17 protein-coding genes are annotated in these 19,305 nt (G+C 45.3%); 12 read left to right on the forward strand and 5 right to left on the reverse strand.

Going from position 1 to position 19,305, the window contains the following annotated elements; all coding sequences use genetic code 11:
• Positions 1-52 precede the first annotated feature (52 nt).
• Together R7Z78_RS14995 and R7Z78_RS15000 are read left to right on the forward strand one after the other, a co-directional pair.
• A complete protein-coding gene (locus tag R7Z78_RS14995; protein WP_042523066.1) occupies positions 53-2,164 on the forward strand; it encodes a protein-disulfide reductase DsbD family protein in 2,112 nt (703 codons plus the stop codon).
• Entirely contained in the window at positions 2,161-2,676 is a 516-nt protein-coding gene (locus R7Z78_RS15000) for a protein disulfide oxidoreductase (protein WP_033905715.1), read from the forward strand. The genes R7Z78_RS14995 and R7Z78_RS15000 overlap by 4 nt, the downstream gene beginning before the upstream one ends.
• 49 nt (positions 2,677-2,725) lie before the next feature.
• Here the strand turns inward: R7Z78_RS15000 and R7Z78_RS15005 are convergent, their stop codons facing one another.
• A complete protein-coding gene (locus tag R7Z78_RS15005) occupies positions 2,726-2,857 on the reverse strand; it encodes a hypothetical protein (RefSeq protein ID WP_258480658.1) in 132 nt (43 codons plus the stop codon).
• 515 nt (positions 2,858-3,372) lie between these two features.
• Between R7Z78_RS15005 and R7Z78_RS15010 the strand changes: the two genes are divergently transcribed.
• The 7 genes from R7Z78_RS15010 (at position 3,373) to R7Z78_RS15040 (ending at position 10,471) form a co-directional block, all read left to right on the forward strand.
• The gene (locus tag R7Z78_RS15010; RefSeq protein ID WP_017821644.1) at positions 3,373-4,185 is read left to right on the forward strand and encodes a TIGR02594 family protein; all 813 of its coding nucleotides are present in this window, start codon (positions 3,373-3,375) and stop codon (positions 4,183-4,185) included.
• Between the two features lie 2 nt (positions 4,186-4,187).
• Positions 4,188-4,622, forward strand: coding sequence for a hypothetical protein (locus R7Z78_RS15015; protein ID WP_104975479.1), 435 nt, complete (start codon positions 4,188-4,190; stop codon positions 4,620-4,622).
• A 227-nt stretch (positions 4,623-4,849) separates the two neighbouring features.
• Positions 4,850-5,983: an efflux RND transporter periplasmic adaptor subunit gene (locus tag R7Z78_RS15020; RefSeq protein ID WP_104975478.1), complete on the forward strand. Its 1,134-nt coding sequence runs from the start codon at positions 4,850-4,852 to the stop codon at positions 5,981-5,983.
• Positions 5,976-7,247: a TolC family protein gene (locus R7Z78_RS15025; RefSeq protein ID WP_104975477.1), complete on the forward strand. Its 1,272-nt coding sequence runs from the start codon at positions 5,976-5,978 to the stop codon at positions 7,245-7,247. Before R7Z78_RS15020 ends, R7Z78_RS15025 begins: the two co-directional genes overlap by 8 nt.
• On the forward strand, positions 7,244-8,458 hold the full coding sequence (locus tag R7Z78_RS15030; protein WP_104975476.1) for an ABC transporter permease: 1,215 nt from the start codon (positions 7,244-7,246) through the stop codon (positions 8,456-8,458). The genes R7Z78_RS15025 and R7Z78_RS15030 overlap by 4 nt, the downstream gene beginning before the upstream one ends.
• A 2-nt stretch (positions 8,459-8,460) precedes the next feature.
• Positions 8,461-9,744 (forward strand): ABC transporter permease, encoded by a 1,284-nt coding sequence (locus tag R7Z78_RS15035; protein ID WP_054574777.1) that lies wholly within the window; start codon positions 8,461-8,463, stop codon positions 9,742-9,744.
• A 22-nt stretch (positions 9,745-9,766) separates the two neighbouring features.
• Entirely contained in the window at positions 9,767-10,471 is a 705-nt protein-coding gene (locus tag R7Z78_RS15040) for an ABC transporter ATP-binding protein (RefSeq protein ID WP_025767247.1), read from the forward strand.
• A 65-nt stretch (positions 10,472-10,536) separates the two neighbouring features.
• Here the strand turns inward: R7Z78_RS15040 and R7Z78_RS15045 are convergent, their stop codons facing one another.
• Together R7Z78_RS15045 and R7Z78_RS15050 are read right to left on the reverse strand one after the other, a co-directional pair.
• Entirely contained in the window at positions 10,537-11,220 is a 684-nt protein-coding gene (locus R7Z78_RS15045) for a hypothetical protein (RefSeq protein WP_053349643.1), read from the reverse strand.
• 75 nt (positions 11,221-11,295) lie between these two features.
• Positions 11,296-12,213, reverse strand: a complete 918-nt coding sequence (locus tag R7Z78_RS15050) for a leukocidin family pore-forming toxin (protein ID WP_005376731.1) — start codon at positions 12,211-12,213, stop codon at positions 11,296-11,298.
• A gap of 1,103 nt (positions 12,214-13,316) precedes the next feature.
• Here R7Z78_RS15050 and R7Z78_RS15055 point away from each other — a divergent pair.
• Together R7Z78_RS15055 and R7Z78_RS15060 are read left to right on the forward strand one after the other, a co-directional pair.
• Positions 13,317-14,291: a DUF1852 domain-containing protein gene (locus R7Z78_RS15055; protein ID WP_104975475.1), complete on the forward strand. Its 975-nt coding sequence runs from the start codon at positions 13,317-13,319 to the stop codon at positions 14,289-14,291.
• Positions 14,292-14,321: 30 nt separating this feature from the next.
• Positions 14,322-15,350: a methionine synthase gene (locus R7Z78_RS15060; protein ID WP_047103352.1), complete on the forward strand. Its 1,029-nt coding sequence runs from the start codon at positions 14,322-14,324 to the stop codon at positions 15,348-15,350.
• A gap of 817 nt (positions 15,351-16,167) precedes the next feature.
• Here the strand turns inward: R7Z78_RS15060 and R7Z78_RS15065 are convergent.
• Positions 16,168-17,181 (reverse strand): DUF2955 domain-containing protein, encoded by a 1,014-nt coding sequence (locus R7Z78_RS15065; protein WP_169644163.1) that lies wholly within the window; start codon positions 17,179-17,181, stop codon positions 16,168-16,170.
• Between the two features lie 9 nt (positions 17,182-17,190).
• Positions 17,191-18,255: an HlyD family secretion protein gene (locus R7Z78_RS15070; protein WP_104975474.1), complete on the reverse strand. Its 1,065-nt coding sequence runs from the start codon at positions 18,253-18,255 to the stop codon at positions 17,191-17,193.
• 99 nt (positions 18,256-18,354) lie between these two features.
• Here R7Z78_RS15070 and R7Z78_RS15075 point away from each other — a divergent pair, with 99 nt between their 5' ends.
• Positions 18,355-19,215 (forward strand): LysR family transcriptional regulator, encoded by an 861-nt coding sequence (locus R7Z78_RS15075; RefSeq protein WP_054577055.1) that lies wholly within the window; start codon positions 18,355-18,357, stop codon positions 19,213-19,215.
• Positions 19,216-19,305: the final 90 nt, after the last annotated feature.

Below are 19,305 nucleotides of genomic sequence, written 5' to 3' on the forward strand. Positions count from 1 at the left end.
TGACCACTAGCGTCAGTTATTTAGCACCTTTGTCTTTTAACTAGGAATCACTATGAATCAAATTACTAAACTGACTCAGTTTGCGTCCATGTTTTTTATGACGCTTGCTTTGAGTTTGCTCTCTCTGAGTATTTCAGCTCAAACTACTGATACAGGTTGGCTAACCAACCCACAACATCCTCCAGTGCAAACGCGCTTTGTGCTCACTGGTCAACAAGATCCGCAAGCCAAAACAATTACTGGTTATCTGGACGTCAAGTTGGCTGGGGACTGGAAAACTTACTGGCGTTCACCTGGTGAGGGCGGCGTAGCACCATCTATTGATTGGCAAAATTCACAAAATTTATCCAAAGTGGATTGGCAATGGCCGCACCCACAAAAATTCGAACTATTAGGTATCGAGACTCTTGGGTATAAAGGCGACACTTTGTTCCCCATGACGCTGCACGTCGAAGACATGTCCAAACCTGTCACGATTGATGCGGTACTGACACTTTCTTCTTGTACGACGATTTGTGTGCTGACCGACTATCAAATTCAATTGACGTTCTTGCCTTCTGATCTAAAAGTCGATGAAGACGTGATGTTCAGTTACGCTCAAGCAGTGAGTAACGTGCCGCAGCCATCGCCGTTTATTGATGTTACTCAGGCGAGTTGGGATGCGAACCAATCGAAACTACAAATCAAGCTACAGAACAGTCAGGGTTGGCAACAACCACAAGTGCTGGTGGATGGTGTCGATGAAGCAACGCGAGACTATAGCTTCAAGCTTGAAGGAATGCATCCAGAAGGAAACATCGTCACCGCGAGCTATATCGTTGATACTTGGCTGGGCGATGTGGAGTTAGATGGTCAGTCGCTGTTTGTGACCATCAAAGACACCAATTTACTAGCAGAAGAAACCACTCAAGCAACTGCTGAGGCAATAGTTGAACCGCTGCCGAGCACGTCTCTAACGAGTGTTTTTCTATTCGCGTTGCTCGGCGGTTTAATTCTTAACATTATGCCTTGCGTTCTTCCGGTTTTGGGGATGAAGCTAAGTAGTATTGTTGCCGCTCAAGGTATCGAGCGTCGTCAAATTCGCGCTCAGTTTGTTGCCTCGTCACTTGGTATATTAACGTCGTTCTGGATTCTCGCTGGTTTTATTTTGGTGCTCAAGCTAACAGGTAATGCCATTGGTTGGGGCGTGCAATTTCAAAGCCCCTGGTTCTTAGGTTTGATGGTGTTGGTCACCACTTTGTTTGGGGCCAATATGCTGGGGCTGTTTGAAGTCCGTCTATCATCGGGTACCAATACATGGCTGGCCTCGAAAGGTGACAACTCGTTAGCTGGACACTATGTGCAAGGGATGTTTGCAACCTTGCTTGCTACGCCGTGTTCTGCGCCTTTCCTAGGAACGGCCGTGGCGTTTGCTTTGGGTGCCGATGTGGTTACGCTGTTTGCTATTTTCACCGCCTTAGCGTTGGGGATGGCGTTGCCTTGGATTATGGTGGCAATTTTCCCAAGTATTGCGCTTAAATTGCCGAAGCCGGGTCAGTGGATGAACGTGGTCAAAAACGTATTTGGTGTGATGATGTTGGCCACCAGCGTTTGGCTACTGTCTTTGATGGCCAATCACCTCCCAGTGTTTTGGGTCATTTTCGCCGGTTTAGTCGCGTTTATTGTTCTGATGATTCGCGTTAAACGCGTTCATGGCGATAAAGCACTCGTACTATCCGGCTCTGCATCGCTTATCTTAATTGCTGGCGGGCTGCTACTTGGTAGTATCACTGCCGACCAATGGGCGACACCGCTTCCTGAGGACTTAGCGTGGCAGAAGCTTTCTAACTCGGCGATAGAACAGCACGTCAATAATGGGCGAGTGGTGTTTGTGGATGTCACTGCGGATTGGTGTGTCACGTGTAAAGCGAACAAGATCGGCGTGATCTGGCAAGATCCTGTCTACTCATTGCTGCAAAGCCCTAATGTGGCGACGTTAAAAGGGGATTGGACACATCCGGACGGCTCGGTAACGGACTTTTTACGAGCTCATGGGCGTTACGGTGTGCCGTTTAACATCGTCTATGGCCCGGCGGCGCCACAAGGTATCCCGTTACCTGTTATTCTGACTGATGATGTTGTTTTAAGCGCGGTGAAACAAGCGAGTGGGGGAACCATTCAATGAGTTCGACAAAGCAGCGTAGAACATTCCGATATTGGCTCGTTCAAATCGTACAGATGGTGCTCATTGTCACCGCGATTTCTATCGCGATGGATTGGTATCGCACCAAAGATATTCCTAAACAGGAGGCTCCACCATTGAGCTCCGTATTGAGCGATGGTGAATACTTCGATGCAATCGCGCAAAGTTATGAACAACCTGTCGTTGTTTATTTTTGGGCTACTTGGTGTCCCGCTTGTAAATTTGTAAGCCCAAGCGTGAGTTGGCTGAGTGATGACTACACCGTAGTTGGCGTTTCTGGATCGTCGGGACCGAATGAGCGTGTGGCGCAGTTTATGAGGGCAAAAGAATATCGTTTCGAAAACATAAACGATCCTTCAAGCGATATTATGCGTGAATGGAAAATTAGCGTGACCCCAACCATTTATGTTTTAAGAAATGGTGAAATTTCCTCCGTCACAACTGGCGTTACTACTCCGATAGGAATATTAGCGAGAATTTGGTTAGCTCGATAACGTAATAAAAATCCGATATTCAAAATATTGAGTATCGGATTTTTTCTTTTTATTTTCTTGCTCTAACGGGAATAATAATGTGTGCGTATGGCATACCATTCCACATCACGTATGGGCCATCATAACTTGAACCGATGGGTAGATAGTCGAGCAACACTTGGTCTAGGGTAATAATCATCATGTGTGGTCCTTCCACAATCCATTGGTTATCGTCCGTTATTCCTTCTGAAAATGGGTCGGTGTTATTGGCGCCGCCATCACCCGCTAACATGCCAAAAAGTACAATTAACTGAAATGAAATTAGTTAAATAGTCAGATTAATAAATTAAAGCTCAATTTAATAAAAATTAAAGTTTGATAAATTTAATTATAGAGTGCCTTTAAAAAGGAAGTGTTATTTAAATTTAAAATAGTAATTGATAGTTTTACTATGTTAATTTAAGTGTTCATTTATAAACATTTTTTCGTCTATTAATACGCATGGTTTAAAACATCTTGGCTGTCCTGCTTTGAAGTGTGACCAAAAGGTGATAAATAGGTGTTTTTAGTGATATGAGCTGAGTTTATTTGTAATCTATATTTTCAACACCTAATTCCCCTCGTATGGCTAATCGTATAAAACAACATTTTATCTTTATTGTTGTCACGCTAAAGCGTACTTTCTTAATTATATGATTAGTTATAAAGGTAACGAGAATGGGATTAAAAATCCGTGGCTCTGTTGGTATAAATGGCACTAATTCGAAAAATGATGTTAAAGCAGTTCAACAATTTTTAAATGATAACCAAAAGAGAATAGGTTTTACCCGACTGTTGGTTGTTGATGGCTCGTTAGGGCGGAGTCCTCATTTGTCGAAAACAGTAGAGGCAATAAAAGTGTGTCAGCGTAAGCTACTTTATATGGTAAAGCCAGATGGTCGGATCGATGTAAATGGTAGAACTCATCGTAAGCTCAATGGATTACCATCCTATAGTTCAGTGAAAAATGATCCTCATGATGCTCAAAAACTAGTAACCAAAGTGCCTTGGATGAAAACAGCGTTGGGAGAAATTGGACAAAAAGAAGTTTCAGGCACTAAGGCCAATCCAAGGATTTTAGAGTATTTTACAGCATCTAAGTTCTGGGGCACTGATGACTCTGGAGGTCAAAATGCTTGGTGTGGTTCGTTTGCCGCTTGGGTTTTTAAACAACACGGAATCACTCCAGTAAAAGAAGCTTATCGAGCAAAGGAGTGGAAGGGTTTTGGTAAAAACATCTCAGAACCTATACATGGAGCTCTAGGGATTAAATCGAGAAAAGGTGGTGGGCATGTTGCTTTTGTCGTGGGAAAGAGCCCTGATGGTAGGCATTTGTACATGTTAGGAGGAAACCAAAGCAACCAAGTCAATATAGCAAAGTACTCTATTGATGTCTGGGACAAGTTCGTAGTACCGAGTAACTACGATGAAACAAAAGGTACTTTACCTGTATATACAAAAGGCTCTGCCTTAGCAGGAACGGAAAGTTAAACATGAAGAAATTTATAAGTTTGCTAGGCTGTGTGAGCTTATCAGCTTGTGCTTCACAGGGAGTGTACTCTCAGAATGAGGTACTCAAAGATGCGATATTTCAAACGCCCTATTCTGCAGTGGTGAAAATTACAGGTTTTGAAAAGTTTGCTGAACACGAGGAAGATGTTCTCTTTAAAGTTCAAGCAGAAGTGATTCAGAAACTTCGTGGAGACATTGGGTCTGAGATTACTTTCAGTATGTATGGCGAGCTAGGAGATGAGCCCAATATACACAATGATCCTGTCATTCTCACACTATGTCGTGATAAAGATACATATTATTGGCCTGGAACGGGGGCTGAGTTTGGGGCTAATCAAGAGAACATATTAAACGCTCAAGAAACAGCTGCTCACTTGGATACAGAACAGCGCCATTTTGCACATTGTTCAGAATGAAAAGGGTGGCGGTTGAAACGAGCGGTTACAGAGCATGTTAGTCGCCATCGTAGACAGCGTCTTTGCTGAATGATTCGTCGAGATTTTTTAGTCTTTGATTGTCAGAGGCGACTGACAAAACCATACCAACTGTGACAACCAAACCGCTATTAAAGCAGGATATTATTCCTTCAACTTTGTGTTTTAGGAGTAGTCATTAGACTACCCAATAATTTTTGGAATAAATAATGACGAAACGTTGGCTTGTCTCCGCAGTGAGCATTGCGCTGCTCGGCGGTGCTGCGTACTTCTATCTCCAATCTGCCGCTCAACCAGAATTACTGCCTACATTGATTGTGGAAAAAGGCACGATTGAAAAACAAGCGGTGGCTGTTGGTAAAATTGTCCCTGCACACTCCGTGTCTATCAAGTCACAAATCGACGGTATCGTCGGTGAAATTTACGCGAAAGTTGGTGAAAAGGTGAAGCAAGGCCAGCCGCTGATCAAAGTGCGTCCAAACCCAACCCCCCAAGCATTAACGGATGCATCGGCAGAACTCATGCGTAGTGAAGCCGATCTGGAATCCGCCAAACAAAAACAGTCCAACTTAGAAAGCTTGGTCAAGCAGGACATTATTCCAAGTAACTACGACGAATACGTAAGTGCGCGCTCGGCAGTCAAATCTGCGCAAGCGGACGTATTGCAAAAGCGCCAGAATCTCGAACTCATTCGCAGTGGTGAGGCGTCTATCGGTGATGCGCGTTTAACGTCGACGATCTACGCGCCAATTGATGGCACGGTACTCAACCAGAAAGTTGAGGTCGGAGAGCCGATCATCTCGACTCAATCAAGCCAAGCCGCGACTGAAATGATGTCATTGGCCGACATGAACAGTCTGATTTTTAAAGGTAGCGTCAGTGAGCATGATGCTGCGCAGTTGTCTCCGGGAATGCCCGTTATGTTGACGGTTGCGCCTTATCCTGATGTGGCGATTTCTGGTGTGCTAACCAAAGTGGCGATTCAATCTGAGAACCTTAACTCACCAGAGGGCAATGCTTCTGCAAAAAGTTTTGATAACGGTTTTGAGGTTGAAGTGGGAGAACTCAAGATCCCACAAGATGTGTTGCTTCGTTCTGGTTTTTCATCGACGGCTCAAATCATTCTGAAGAAGTCTGAAAACGTGCTCACTCTACCGGAGCGCGCTCTGCAATTTGATGGTGACGCACCGAATGTTCTGATCCCCGACAGCTCAGAACAAGGGTTTCATAAACAACCTGTGAAACTCGGTCTGTCAGATGGCATCAATGTCGAAGTGCTTGACGGCGTGGAGCTTGATGAAGAGGTTATCGACAACAGCATGATGGGAGCGGCGCATGGTTAAGCTGCAACGATCAACAATCGCCTTTGCATTGTTGGCTGCCACGCTCAGTTTGCCGACCTACGCAATTTCTATTGAACAAGCTTGGCAACAAGCAAAGCAGAACGATCCAAATTACGAAAAAGCGAAAATCGGCGTCCAGCTTGGCGAGGTTGGCGTACAGAGTAGCCGCAGTGCGTTATTGCCGGGTTTAAGTGCCAGTGCGTCAGCGGATTGGAATGAGTCCTCAAGCCATTCCAACAGTTACGGCGCTACCTTATCTCAAACTATTTGGGATAGCAGTTTGTGGTCGGAACTGGATCAAGCGAATGCCAATTATCTCAAAGCACAGTTAGAGCTATCTCAATCGCATAACGAGCTTGCGCAGAAGTTTCTCACTGCTTACCTAGACGTGGCAAGCGCACAGGGCGACCTCAAATTGGCGCAGTCCAAGCTGGAGGAGGGGAAAGAACTTCTCAACATCATCGAGAAACGCTATCGAGCAGGCAAAGTGAAGTCGGTTGATGTTGAAGAGATGCGAGCGAATCAAGTTTCTGAGCAAGCAAGTATCCTCAATGCAAAAGCCGATCTCGAAGTGAAAAAAGCAGAGCTTGCGGCGTTAATCAATCAAATGCCGGAGAGTGTCGACCAAATTCGAACGGATTCTTTGATTCAGCCGCCGATGCTGGTGGACTCTCAGGAGCAATGGCTAAAGCTGGCTAAAGACAGCAGTCCAGAGCTGTTGGTGGCGGCGCAGATGGTGAAAGCGAGCGAGTTCGCGAAAGATTCAGCTAAAGGTGGATACTACCCAACCGTCAAAGGCAGTGTGGGCTACAGCGATGGTGACAATCGTTCAAACGGCGAGTTTAACGCTGGGATTAGTTTGAGTTTGCCGATTGACCTCAATGGTGCAGTGCGAGCGAAAGTGGACGAAGCATCGTTGAACATTTTAAGCGCCAAGCAAGATATGCGTAGAGTGGAAATTGATATTCAGAAACGAGTTATTCAGCAGTTTACTCAGGTCGATATCAACTGGAATCAAGTTTTGATAGCGAACGAGCTGGTTGAGTCGCGCGCCAGAGTGTTGCAAAGCAAAGAGAAACTTTACGACGCTGGTCTGCTTGAAGTGTCGGAAGTTATCAGCGCACACAACAGCTTGTTTGAGGCGAAAAACAGTCTGCAAACCAACTTGTACAGCTACTGGCGTAAGAGAATCGGCTTACTGCAAACCGCAGGGAAACTCGATGACGATACCATGGCGTTGATCTCTCGGGCTTTTCATTCATGAGCAGCCTATTGCAACAAACTTGGCAAACGTTGATGGCGCACCGCATGAAGAGCGTTCTAGCCATTATCGCGATTGCTTGGGGCGTGATCTCTGTGGTGGTGTTAATCGCACTTGGCGAAGGCTTTTATCGCCATCAGACTCAGTCGTTTTCATTTATGATCAACAATGTGCAAGTGGTGTTTCCGTCGAGTACCAGTAAACCGTGGCAAGGGTTACCTTCAAGGCGACAAATTGATATTCCACAAGAAAAAGTCGACATGATCAAACAGTCAGGCTTTGTGCAACAGGCGTCGAGCGTTTACGCCAAATGGGATGCGAATATCACCAATCTCAAAGGACAGAATTTATCGAGTACGGTCAGCGGTATTGATACGTCTTACTTTCCTTTAATGCAACGCAAGCTGCAATCCGGTTCGAGAAACCTGTCACCAAGTGATATGGACAACCACACTCGCGTGGCAGTGTTAGGCGATCAAATTGCGCAAATGGGCGGAATCCAAATCGGGGATAGGCTCAAAGTCAACGGCATTCCGTTTTTGGTGATTGGGATAACCGTTGGTGAGGACACTGGCATTTCATTCGGCGATAGCCGCACGGTTTTCATTCCTCAAACAACGTACCGCGATTTGTGGGATGCGAAACCTTGGATGGTATTGATGAAGCCGAGAGAAGGGATGGATGCATCGTCATTTCGACAAAATATTGTGAACTTTTTCGCCAAGCAGCTTCATTTTGACCCAAGTGATAAAGATGCGGTCGAAGTACCCGATTTTAGTGAAGGTGCGGCGGTCATCAGTGGAATTTTGCGTGGCATTCAGATTTTTCTCGGAGCGAGCGGTGCGATGACCATGGCGGTCGGTGCGCTTGGTGTTGCCAACATCATGTTTTTATCCGTCACTGAGCGCACGCGTGAAATCGGTGTGCGTTTGGCGATCGGGGCGACTCAAAAATCCATACTCAGTCAGTTTATTCTTGAGGGGCTTATTTTGGTAGCTGTGGGCACGGCATTAGGTCTGATGTTTTCGTATGCCGTGGTATCTGTCCTAAGCAGCATGGGATTACCGGAATGGATTGGTTTGCCTGTGATCACGCCAGATTCCATTGCTTGGTCTTTACTTGTGACGCTTATCTTGGCATTGATGGCATCGTATTTCCCAGCAAGGCGAGCATCACGTCTCACGCCAGTCATTGCTTTGAGTGCGAGGGCTTAGCCATGTTGTTACCGATGAGACAAATTTTCCAAGAAATGGCCGCAGAAAAGCTGAGACTGGGTTTGACCATTCTAGCAGTAGCGTGGGCGACCCTTTGTATCGCTGCTATGTTGGCGGTAGGTGAGGGTATTCGTCAGGGCGTATTGAAAACCGCACAAAATGGTAACGGCAACTTGATTTATTTGACCGGAGGGATGGCCACCGTCGACCACGGTGCTTTTCACCAAGGTAAGTTTCTGACACTAAAAATGGACGATTCAGAGGTTGTTCGAGCGTTACCCGATGTAAAAAGCGTTGCGCCAACGGCGAAGTGGAAAGAGCGCATCACCGTTGGTGACAGAAGCTCGTGGCAAGAGCCGTTAGCGGTCACGAGCGAGTTTCAATCCATGACCAATTTGGTGCCGATGGCGGGGGGACGATGGTTAAACCCACTCGATCAAAAAGAGACGCGCAAAGTCGTTGTACTGGGTTATGAACTGGCAGCCGACTTATTCAACCCTAATGAGGACTTTAGTTGGTTTGCGACAGTCACATTGCAAGTCAACCCTGTGGGGAAAAAGGTAAAAATCGGCAATGAGGAGTTCATTGTTGTGGGCGTATTGGAGAAAAACAGCGCCCAAATAGAACTGGGGGATCTTATCAACTATTCCAGCTTTGTGCCGTTAGCGACGTGGAAGCGATTTCATGTCAACGGTGAAATTGGTGGCATCAATGTGCAGCCACAAGCGGATGTAGACCGAGAAGCCTTAGCAAAGACGATCAGGCAAGTGATTGCCCGTAAACACGGGGCAAGTGTCAGTGATGAACAGGTCGTCCAAGTCGATGATATGTTCCTTAAGCAAAAGAGTATGCAGCAGTTTCTGATAGGTTTGCAGAGTTTCCTTGGCATTATCGGCTTCGTGACGTTAGCTGTTGCTGGTGTTGGCATCGCCAATGTGATGTATGCCACCGTAAAGCGATCTACGCGTGATATCGGTGTGCGCATGGCAGTCGGTGCAACACCAACGGCTATTCGCATGCACTATTTAGTACAGTCTTTATTGACAATGATGATGGGGGGGGCGTTTGGGTTAGCCGTTACGTACGCGCTGGTGTCTGCCATCAGTTCCATTCCTTTAGAGGGCAATGCTTTTTATGAACAACTGGGTAAACCTGTCCCTGAGTTGTCGTGGGTCGTTGTCGCGATTGTCATCCTCACCTTAGTGATCATTGGTGTGGCATCTGCATGGTTACCTGCAAACCGAGCCGCAAAAGTCAGCCCGTTGGAGGCGCTACAAAGTGAATAACAACAATAACTCTGGAAAGAACATGTCGAACAAGCCGCTTGTTGAGCTGACCAACATCTGTAAATACTACTCAAGCGGGGAGGCGGAAGTTCGCGCGCTAGACGGCGTTGACTTAACCATTAATCAAGGCGAGTTTCTTTCGATTCTTGGCCCGTCCGGTTCAGGCAAATCAACGTTGATGAACATGCTCGGCTGTTTAGACAAGCCCACCGATGGCAAGTACCAACTTGGCGGCCAAAACGTCGCAAGTTTAAGTGCGAATGAGCTGGCTGGCATTCGTAACCAAAAGATCGGATTTGTCTTCCAAAGCTTTAACTTATTGGAATACGCGACGGCGCTTGATAACGTGGCACTGCCGTTGGTTTACTCTGGTATCAAAGCCAAAGAACGTCGCCAGCGCGCAGCTAAATTGCTAGAGCAAGTCGGGCTAGGGGATCGTTTAGACCATAAACCAAACCAGCTTTCTGGTGGTCAAAAACAGAGGGTCGCGATTGCAAGAGCCTTGGTCAACGATCCGCAAATCATCTTAGCAGATGAACCAACGGGTGCATTGGATTCAAAATCCGGCGCAGAGATTGAAGCCTTGTTCAACCAACTCCACGCCGAAGGTAGAACGCTGATCATCGTGACGCACGATAACGCTCTGGCAGAGCGCACTAAACGCATCATCACCATCAAAGACGGCAAGGTGATTTCGGATAGGGTGCCGGTAAGTAGGGAGAAATGAGCTTTTCTTAATTGAGAACTGAGTTTTAAGGGAAATAGCGATACAGAGGCTATCTCCCTTTACTTTTATTCGCGATGTTCGTTTTGTCTCTCTTTTATCAAGTCATGCTTTTGTTCTTTAAGTAGAGTGATTGCGAGCTTAGTGTCCTCAATCAATTTACTGTTATCGTTGAGATCTTTGCTCTTCAAAGGCAAAACTAGATAATGAATGCTGCCATCTGCATTCTGTACTCCGGTAGCGATGATGACATCACCTTCAGACGCCGTACCAAAATACTCTGATACGACTTTGGTTTCGCTGACACCGTAGCTATCCAAATAGGATGACTCCGTATTGTCAAACAAGATAGGAACCCCTTGCTTAGCTAATGTTCGCAATTGTTTTTGCTTTTTCTCGTCGAATGGATAGTCGGTCGTACTGATGTAACTTACCTGTTCAGCTTCAATAAAATCGTACAGTTCATTGCTCAGTTCACTTAATGGGGCAGATATCCAAGGTGTAGCTGGAATGACGTCGGAAGTATCATCATTGCGACTTAGTGGTGTTGGAGCGGTAACAACCTCTTGAGCAGCATTGCTCTCAGGAGGCGTTACACTTATTGTCGCAGCGTCTTCTGTCTTGATTTGCTCGTCAAGGCTTGCAACAGGTTCGGTCTGGGCATTCTTGTTATTTGAATTAATCAGAAATATGGCGAGTACTGCACCAAGTGCTAGCGCCGATCCAGTCAAGAGTTTTTTGTTACTTGTCATGTGTCATGTCTTACCGTTTATTTCATTAGTAAATGCGGCGGCCACTTATTTATTCCGTGGCCGCAGGCTAATAAGTTAGTGGTAGAGATCGTCATTCCAAGAGATAGTTACGGCTCGGCTAGTCTCTGTCCATTGACTGCTATCACGATTTTTCTTCCAGGTATTTTCTGGTGTGGTATACCAGCTACACCAGTCGCGACCAAAGTAGTAATTGGTTTTTCGCCAACCAGCAACCAGCTTGACCTCTGATGTATCTAGGCCATCTTGAATGTCATTTTTTCTATATACGACGCCGACTTGTGGTTTAAAATCTGAACGCATAACGACAGGTAACTCATTGTAATCAATCAAATTACCCATGTCACAACTGGTCCAGCGATACAATAACCAGTCTTTAGCTGGCGTATTATGGCGGATAGTCTTGTTTTCAATTAACCAATTAATGCTTTCGTTAGCTTGGTTAAAATCGGCAACCGTTTGAAACTCTGGCTGGTCGTACGTTACACGGTTGCTCCAGGAGATTCCCCCACTAATATTTGGAGAAGTAGAAGCACTGAATCCAAGGTTAAAATCTAGCGACTCACTGACAGATGCCGTTGCAATGGTGTTTTCTGGAGCATGGCTCATGTGGCGTAAAGGGGCGCCATTTAAATAGCTCAGTGCCAGCTTAAAAGCCGTTGGAACGGTGTAACGGTAATCTCCCCCAGTGGCAAAACCATAGATTTGTTCTTTGTTTGGAACATTAGTCATGTCGAAGCCAGAGCCGCCATTTAGGATCAACTTAGCTTCTTTAGCGCCATTTGGTAGTAAAGATTGGTTCCAGACATTTTCTAAAGAATAAATTAAGCGGATTTTTTTCGAGCGTGCATCACCATCATCAAGCTGAAGCAACGTCGAAGTGTAAGATTTTAATGTATCTTCAGCATGTGCTGGTGCTAAAGAACCAAGTAAAGCGAGTGCGATAATACTCGCGGAAAGATGCTGTTTTTCCATTATTGTTTCCTATTAGTCAGCCCATAAAGACTTTTGTTTTAAACTATCTTGATGGGCACTTTATAATTATGGACAGGTTATAAATTCAAGTTCAATAAATGAGCGGTGAAATAGTGCATCTTGTTTTTTATTAAAAAAAGAAAAAGGATAGATTCGTGGGATTAATGTCTCATAGTTTTTAAATTCACCTCTCAACTATAATAAATAAGTATTTGGTTATTAAGTTTTGCCTTTTTAAGTTATTGCTTAATTTTAATTTTCTAAATGTTATATTGAGCTTTTTTATTGATAAAAGTGAATTTTATAAATGTTAGCCATGTTATTTTTAGGGTTTTTGTTATACCAAACTAAGTAAAGTATCGTTATGTGGTCATCTCGGGTTTATGGGCTTAATTCAAATTAAAACAGTGGTTTATGTTTTTTTGTTATTGGTTTTTTAGAACTTAAAATGTAATAGTTGAGTGATAACGTCCGTCAATGAAGTTGTCATGTTCGTGTATGAAGTTATATATGCTTTTACAGCAGGAAATTAAACTTTACGTTTAAGATGGTAAAGATAGAAAAAGAAATAAATAAGATAATTAAATAATCATGTTTCCGAGAATATAAATGTAACGTACTTCTAATTAAACGAATGCTTGAATAAACGATGGAGCATGAAAAGTACTATTTAAGTTACGCTGTCCTATATTCCAGTTGGTGCCTTGTTTATACAATGCGTTTTCTCGGCTTAAAACTGGTTTACGTACTGCTAATCCCTTATCAGTTTCTTAATTACATATATTGGCAATATGCTCGCCAAGTTACGTGTATTGGTGTCAATGAAAAACAGTATCTACGATAGCTCTCTTAGGGTTGGAACTCCCACTATGAATTTCCTTCATGTTCAATGTGAAACAATACCAATATTACTCAACTCGTGAAGCAAGTATAAAAAAAGGACTGCTCTGGTGTTAGGCACTGCGACGGTCATTTTTGTACGAACCGTTCGTCGTAAGTGCTGTGCAACCTAACGATTGGGAAAACCAAAAAACAAAAAATGTCCCCATGCACAGAGTTAGGAAAAGTCTGCTTTATCTAAGGAAATAGGATACCAACTCACGATGAATAACGATTTCACATTTGCTATCAAAAGCATTCGCTTTGATGAGAATTACCAACCATCAGACAACACGCGAATCACTACCAACTTTGCTAATCTGGCTCGCGGAAACTACCGCCGAGAGAATCTGCGCAATGCGCTCCGAATGATCGACAATCGTTTTAATGCGTTGGCATATTGGGATAACGCGCAAGGTGACCGTTACTCCGTTGAACTTGAAATCATCTCCGTTGATATGGGTATCCAAGGTAGTGGAGAAGCCTTCCCATCGATTGAAGTGCTCAAAACCAACATTGTTGACCACAACACTAACGAGCGCATTGAAGGCATAGTGGGCAACAACTTCTCTTCATACGTGCGTGATTACGACTTTAGCGTTTTGCTGTTGGACCACAACAAAAACCAGCCACAGTTCAGCATCCCAGCGAACTTCGGTGATTTGCATGGCAAACTGTTCAAAGCTTTCGTTAATTCTGAGTCTTACAAACAGCATTTCAAAAAGCTGCCAGTGATTTGTCTGAGCGTATCGGACAACAAAGTATACCGACGTACTGAAAACCAACATCCTGTTTTGGGCTTTGAATATCAGCCGAACGAATCTTCGTTGACGGAGCAGTACTTCAAAAAGATGGGCTTACAGGTGCGCTACTTTATGCCGCCAAACAGTGTTGCACCATTGGCATTCTACTTCTTCGGTGACTTGTTGAACGATTATTCAAACCTAGAGCTTATCAGTACGATTAGCACGATGGAGACATTCCAGAAGATTTACCGACCTGAGATTTACAATGCCAACGCGGTTGCCGGTAATTGCTACCAGCCAAACCTAAAAAACCTAGACCACTCGCTAACTCAAATCGTTTACGACCGAGAAGAGCGCAGCCAACTGGCAGTTGAACAAGGGAAATTTGCCGAGGAGCATTTCATCAAACCCTATCAATCTGTGCTTGAACAATGGTCTGCAAGCTACGCGTAATCGATAACGAGAATCTAGAAAGGAATGACGATGAAAACACTATTACCGACTTCAACGGCTGGCAGCTTACCGAAACCTTCTTGGCTGGCCGAACCAGAAAAACTTTGGTCACCGTGGAAACTGCAAGGTGAAGAACTGATTGATGGCAAACGCGATGCGCTACGCGTCGCTTTGCAAGAGCAAGAATTGGCAGGCGTTGATATCGTCAGTGATGGAGAGCAAACTCGGCAACATTTTGTGACGACCTTTATTGAGCATTTAAGCGGCGTAGATTTTGAAAACCGTAAAACGGTGACCATTCGCAACCGTTATGAAGCAAGTGTTCCTACGGTGGTTGGCCCAGTAAGCCGCACAAAGCCCGTGTTTGTTGAGGATGCCAAGTTCTTGCGTCAGCAAACTAAGCAACCTATCAAGTGGGCGCTGCCAGGCCCTATGACGATGATCGACACACTTTATGATGATCATTACGGTAGCCGTGAAAAGCTGGCTTGGGAATTTGCAAAAATCCTCAACCAAGAAGCGAAAGAGCTTGAAGCGGCAGGTGTCGACATTATTCAATTCGATGAACCTGCGTTCAATGTGTTCTTCGATGATGTGAACGAGTGGGGCATTGCATGTTTAGAGCGTGCGATTGAAGGGCTGAAATGTGAAACTGCAGTGCACATCTGCTATGGCTACGGCATCAAAGCGAACACGGATTGGAAGCAAACGCTAGGCACTGAATGGCGACAATACGAAGAAGTATTCCCTAAATTGCAGCAGTCGAATATCGATATTATCTCGCTTGAGTGTCATAACTCACGAGTGCCTATTGAGTTACTTGAGTTGATTCGCGGTAAGAAGGTGATGGTTGGTGCGATTGACGTCGCTACCAACGAAATTGAAACGCCACAAGAAGTAGCGAACACATTGCGAGAGGCGTTGAAGTACGTTGATGCCGACAAGCTTTACCCATGTACCAACTGTGGTATGGCACCTTTGTCTCGTGAAGTATCGACCGCTAAGCTCAATGCGTTAAGTGCGGGTGCGGAGATCATTCGTAAAGAGTTGGTGGGTTGATATTAATACTTAGGCTCCGCACCATGAACTAAAATTAGGGTCATTCTAGCGAGTTTAAATGAGACTAGGAATCGGTTTACTGCTCGCTAGGAAATAGCGATAACTTCCGCACTTCAAAGCACTCGGTGGGTAGATCCTGAATCACGCTCGTCCCTCGCTGTTCAGGATGACGGATGTTGGAAGATACATTGCTCGCCACAACCCTAGGTATTGGATCTGCTCCAAGAGAGGGTCATTCCAGCGAGTCTAGACGAGACTAGGAATCTGATTACTGCTCGCTAGGAAATGACGATAACTTTCGCACTTCAAAGCACTCGGTGGGTAGATCCTGAATCACGTTCGTCCCTCGCTGTTCAGGATGATGGATGTTGGAAGATACATCGCTCGCCACAAAACCGATATTTGAGCAGCTCCAAGATAGGGTCATTCCAGCGAGTCTAGACGAGACTAGGAATCTGATTACAGCTCGCTAGGAAATGACGATAACTTTCGCACTTCAAAGCACTCGGTGGGTAGCTCCTGAATCACCTCGTCCCTCGTTGTTCAGGATGACGGATGTTGGAAGATATATTGCTCGCCACAACCCTAGTTATTAGAGCAGTTTCAAGATAGCGTCATTCCAGCGAGTTTAAACGAGACTAGGAATCTGATAACAGCTCGCTGGTAAATGACGAGAACTTTCGCACTTCAAAGCACTCGGTGGGTAGATCCTGAATCACGCTCGTCCCTCGCTGTTCAGGGTGACCGTTTTAAATAAAAATGCCGCTCACAGTAAAGTGAGCGACATACATTTCCCGTTTCCAGCCTCTGCCAAGGCTTAATTCAACTCCACGTTCTTCATCTCAGGATGCTTTAGCAATATCACACGAATCCAGTGATGCACCACCCACATCACCATCGCGGTGAGCAGAACAGCAACGAAAATCGAGCTGAAACGGTACAAGATCGAAAAGAACGCGTCTTTTTGTTCTGGCACCAATGAGGTCGTCAGCGGAACCGATAGGGCAGACATGGCAGAAAACGCGATAGCCGCTTTAATTTGCCCCTTGGTGAGCCACAAGCAGAATGGCCCCATCGCAATGGTAAAGGCGAGCCAAAAGAGTAGCCCATACCAACTACCCAATATGAGCTGAACAGCCATCCCTGCGATGCAGCCTAGTGCGGTGCCGATGATGCGAATTTTTGCCATGGCGAGCGAGCCCGCTAAAGTCATTGGGGTTAGGATGATCAAAATGGAAGCTTGTGCGGATAACGAGTCATATAAGTCCGCTACTTGGAATACGATAAACGCCGCCATCGCCACTACCCAACCCATGGCAACTTGGCTGATGTAGTCAATATCGCTTTTCACTGGGGTCGACATCTCAATGTGCTCGGTGGGGGACTTTGGCTCAGGGAACAACCAATACGCGAATGCGCAAACAAAAATATTGCTGAACGCCATCACCCACATGTTGACATTGAACTCTTCAATATCCATGAAGTTATAGCTGGCAAAATTCAACACAATTGAACCCACTAACAGCCCCATGTAACCAAATAAATAGGTTTTCTGGTTCATCATTGCAATACACTTGAACAGCATCATGATTCCGACGGCTACGGTCATTAATGTTGGATGAAACTGCAAGTATTCCAGCAAAAATGTGGCTTGTATGGTTGTCCACACCGCAGAGAAAAACACGATCAATAAAGCCGAAAGGTTAAAGTTGTCCATTCTGCCCAATATAAACAGCGGCATCATGATGGCAAAAAATCCGTAAGACCAACCGAAGATCATGCTTAGCGCGAGCCCTAAAGAGCAGCCGAACCAAATTCGTAAGGTTTTCATTGTCGCCGCCTAGTAAATGAAGTGGAACCAGCTTGCGAGGTGAATCTGTGCTTGCGCCATCAACTGCCAGAAAATGCTGTTGTCTGGGTACAAAACAATGGTAGCGCGAGAGCCGACAAACAGTGCTGGTGGTAACTCATCGCTGCTGGTTAGGTTCACTCGTGTACGCTGCGCATCACGTACCCAGCGGTTGTTCACTTCCACTTTGGTTAGTGCGCCATTAGGCGTTTGTTGTGCGGCTGCTACACCGTAATCGCGGCTAGCTAAATCAAAGTCGTACACCGAACCTGGGTTGGCATCAAATGTGACCAAGGCGTGGAAAGTCTTGTCTACGTTCGCGACGGATTTTTCACGAAAATCAGCGGCTACCCAGAGTGATCCTGTTGGTACAAACGTCAGCAATGGCATGTTGGTGTTTGCCATCGTGCCAACTTCTAGTTGCAGGTTGGTCACGACACCATCACTGGGAGCGAGTACCGCGGTATTTGCCAAATCAAGTTGCGCCTTTTCGATGCCGTTTTTGGCAATTCGAACGGCAGTGCTTTGACCTTTTTGATCGCCTAATTGCGCCTCAATGACTTTTAAGTTTTGTCGTTCCGCTTTAAGCGCTGCACGTGATACCTGATTTTGGGCAAAGGCATTATCGAGTGTCGATTGAGAGATGACTTTCTGCTTCGATAGTGTCAGTAAGCGGTTGTACTCGCGGTGTGCATTATCAAATGTCGCTCGTGCGCGGGCAATATTGGCAAGAGCGGCTTCGCGTTGAGAATACAGTGTTGCTTCTTTTTCATAGGCGGATTGCAGAGGCAGCTCCGCCTGTTCAAGCGCTATCTTGTATTTACGATCATCAATCGTAAACAACACATCGCCTTTTTGAACGGACTGGTTATTCTCGATGAGAACGTCGGTCACTTTACCAGATACCTCGGGTGCGACTTGGACAACGTATCCTTGCACTCGTCCTTCGGTCGTTAAGGGGACGTGGCGGTCAGCAATGATAATGTACAAAAATAGTACGATGAACAGGACAATCAAAGTTCGCATCCAGTGTTTGAATTTTTGGTCAGCCGTCATTGCAAGTTCCGTTAAACATATTGGATAGCGGATTATAGAGAAGTCACTCACAATTCAGTAGAATGATAATACGAACATAAATGACCTAAAAATAGGACAATGAACGTTAATTTTGATGATATTTACCTATTCACTCAGACGGTGGTTCACGGCGGTATAAGTGCAGCGGCAGAGGCGAATCAACTACAACGCTCAAAAGTGAGTCGTCGCCTGCAAGAATTAGAGAAATCGCTCGGGGTACAGCTTTTGATCCGCACAACACGCAGCATTGAGTTGACGGAGCACGGGAAACGCTTGTTTGAGTTGGTGGGGCAGCCTATTGACCATATTCAGCAAGGTTTAAATGCCATGCATGAATATCAACAAGAGCTGACGGGCAAGGTGCGTTTAGCCATTCCTTCCGCATTGATGAGCTCTGCCGCGTTTAACGCGATCATCACCGAGTACACAACGCGGTATCCGGAGATTTCGGTCGAGATTGAAAACCATCAAGAGAGTGTCGATCTCAAGCGTCAATCGTTTGATTTGCAGCTTCTTCCGAGCGTGGTCAAAGTCACCGATGACAGCTATGTGCAGTTCAGTCTTTTGCCTTATCGTAGTCACTTTGTTGCGTCAAAAGCCTATCTAGAATCGCATCCGCCAGTAAAAATGGTTGAAGATCTTAAGCAACATCGCCTTTTAACTAATCGTTACAATGCCGATTTGCTCGATTCAGATTTGCATGTCGCGTTGCGTTCGGATGACCTCAACTTGCTGCGCTCGATGGCGATAGCAGGAAACGGCATCGCGTTTATTCCTCAAATTCACTCCAAGCCTGCACTGAGAGACGGTTTGTTGGTCGAGGTGCTGCCTCAATTCGCGCATCCGAAGCAGCATCTTACTCTGATCTATCCCTCGGCCTTATTTCTGCCCAATAAAGTCAAAGCCTTGATTGAGCTAATTCGAGAGAAATTTAAATAGTCAGTTCAAACCACTCTTAACTAAGAGCAAATGTGTGAGCGAAGATCATCTTTCTAGGTTTTAGTGCTCTAATATGAAAGGATTCTGATA

The sequence above is a fragment of the Vibrio sp. 1167 genome (assembly GCF_033340375.1).
GTDB lineage: Bacteria > Pseudomonadota > Gammaproteobacteria > Enterobacterales > Vibrionaceae > Vibrio > Vibrio alginolyticus.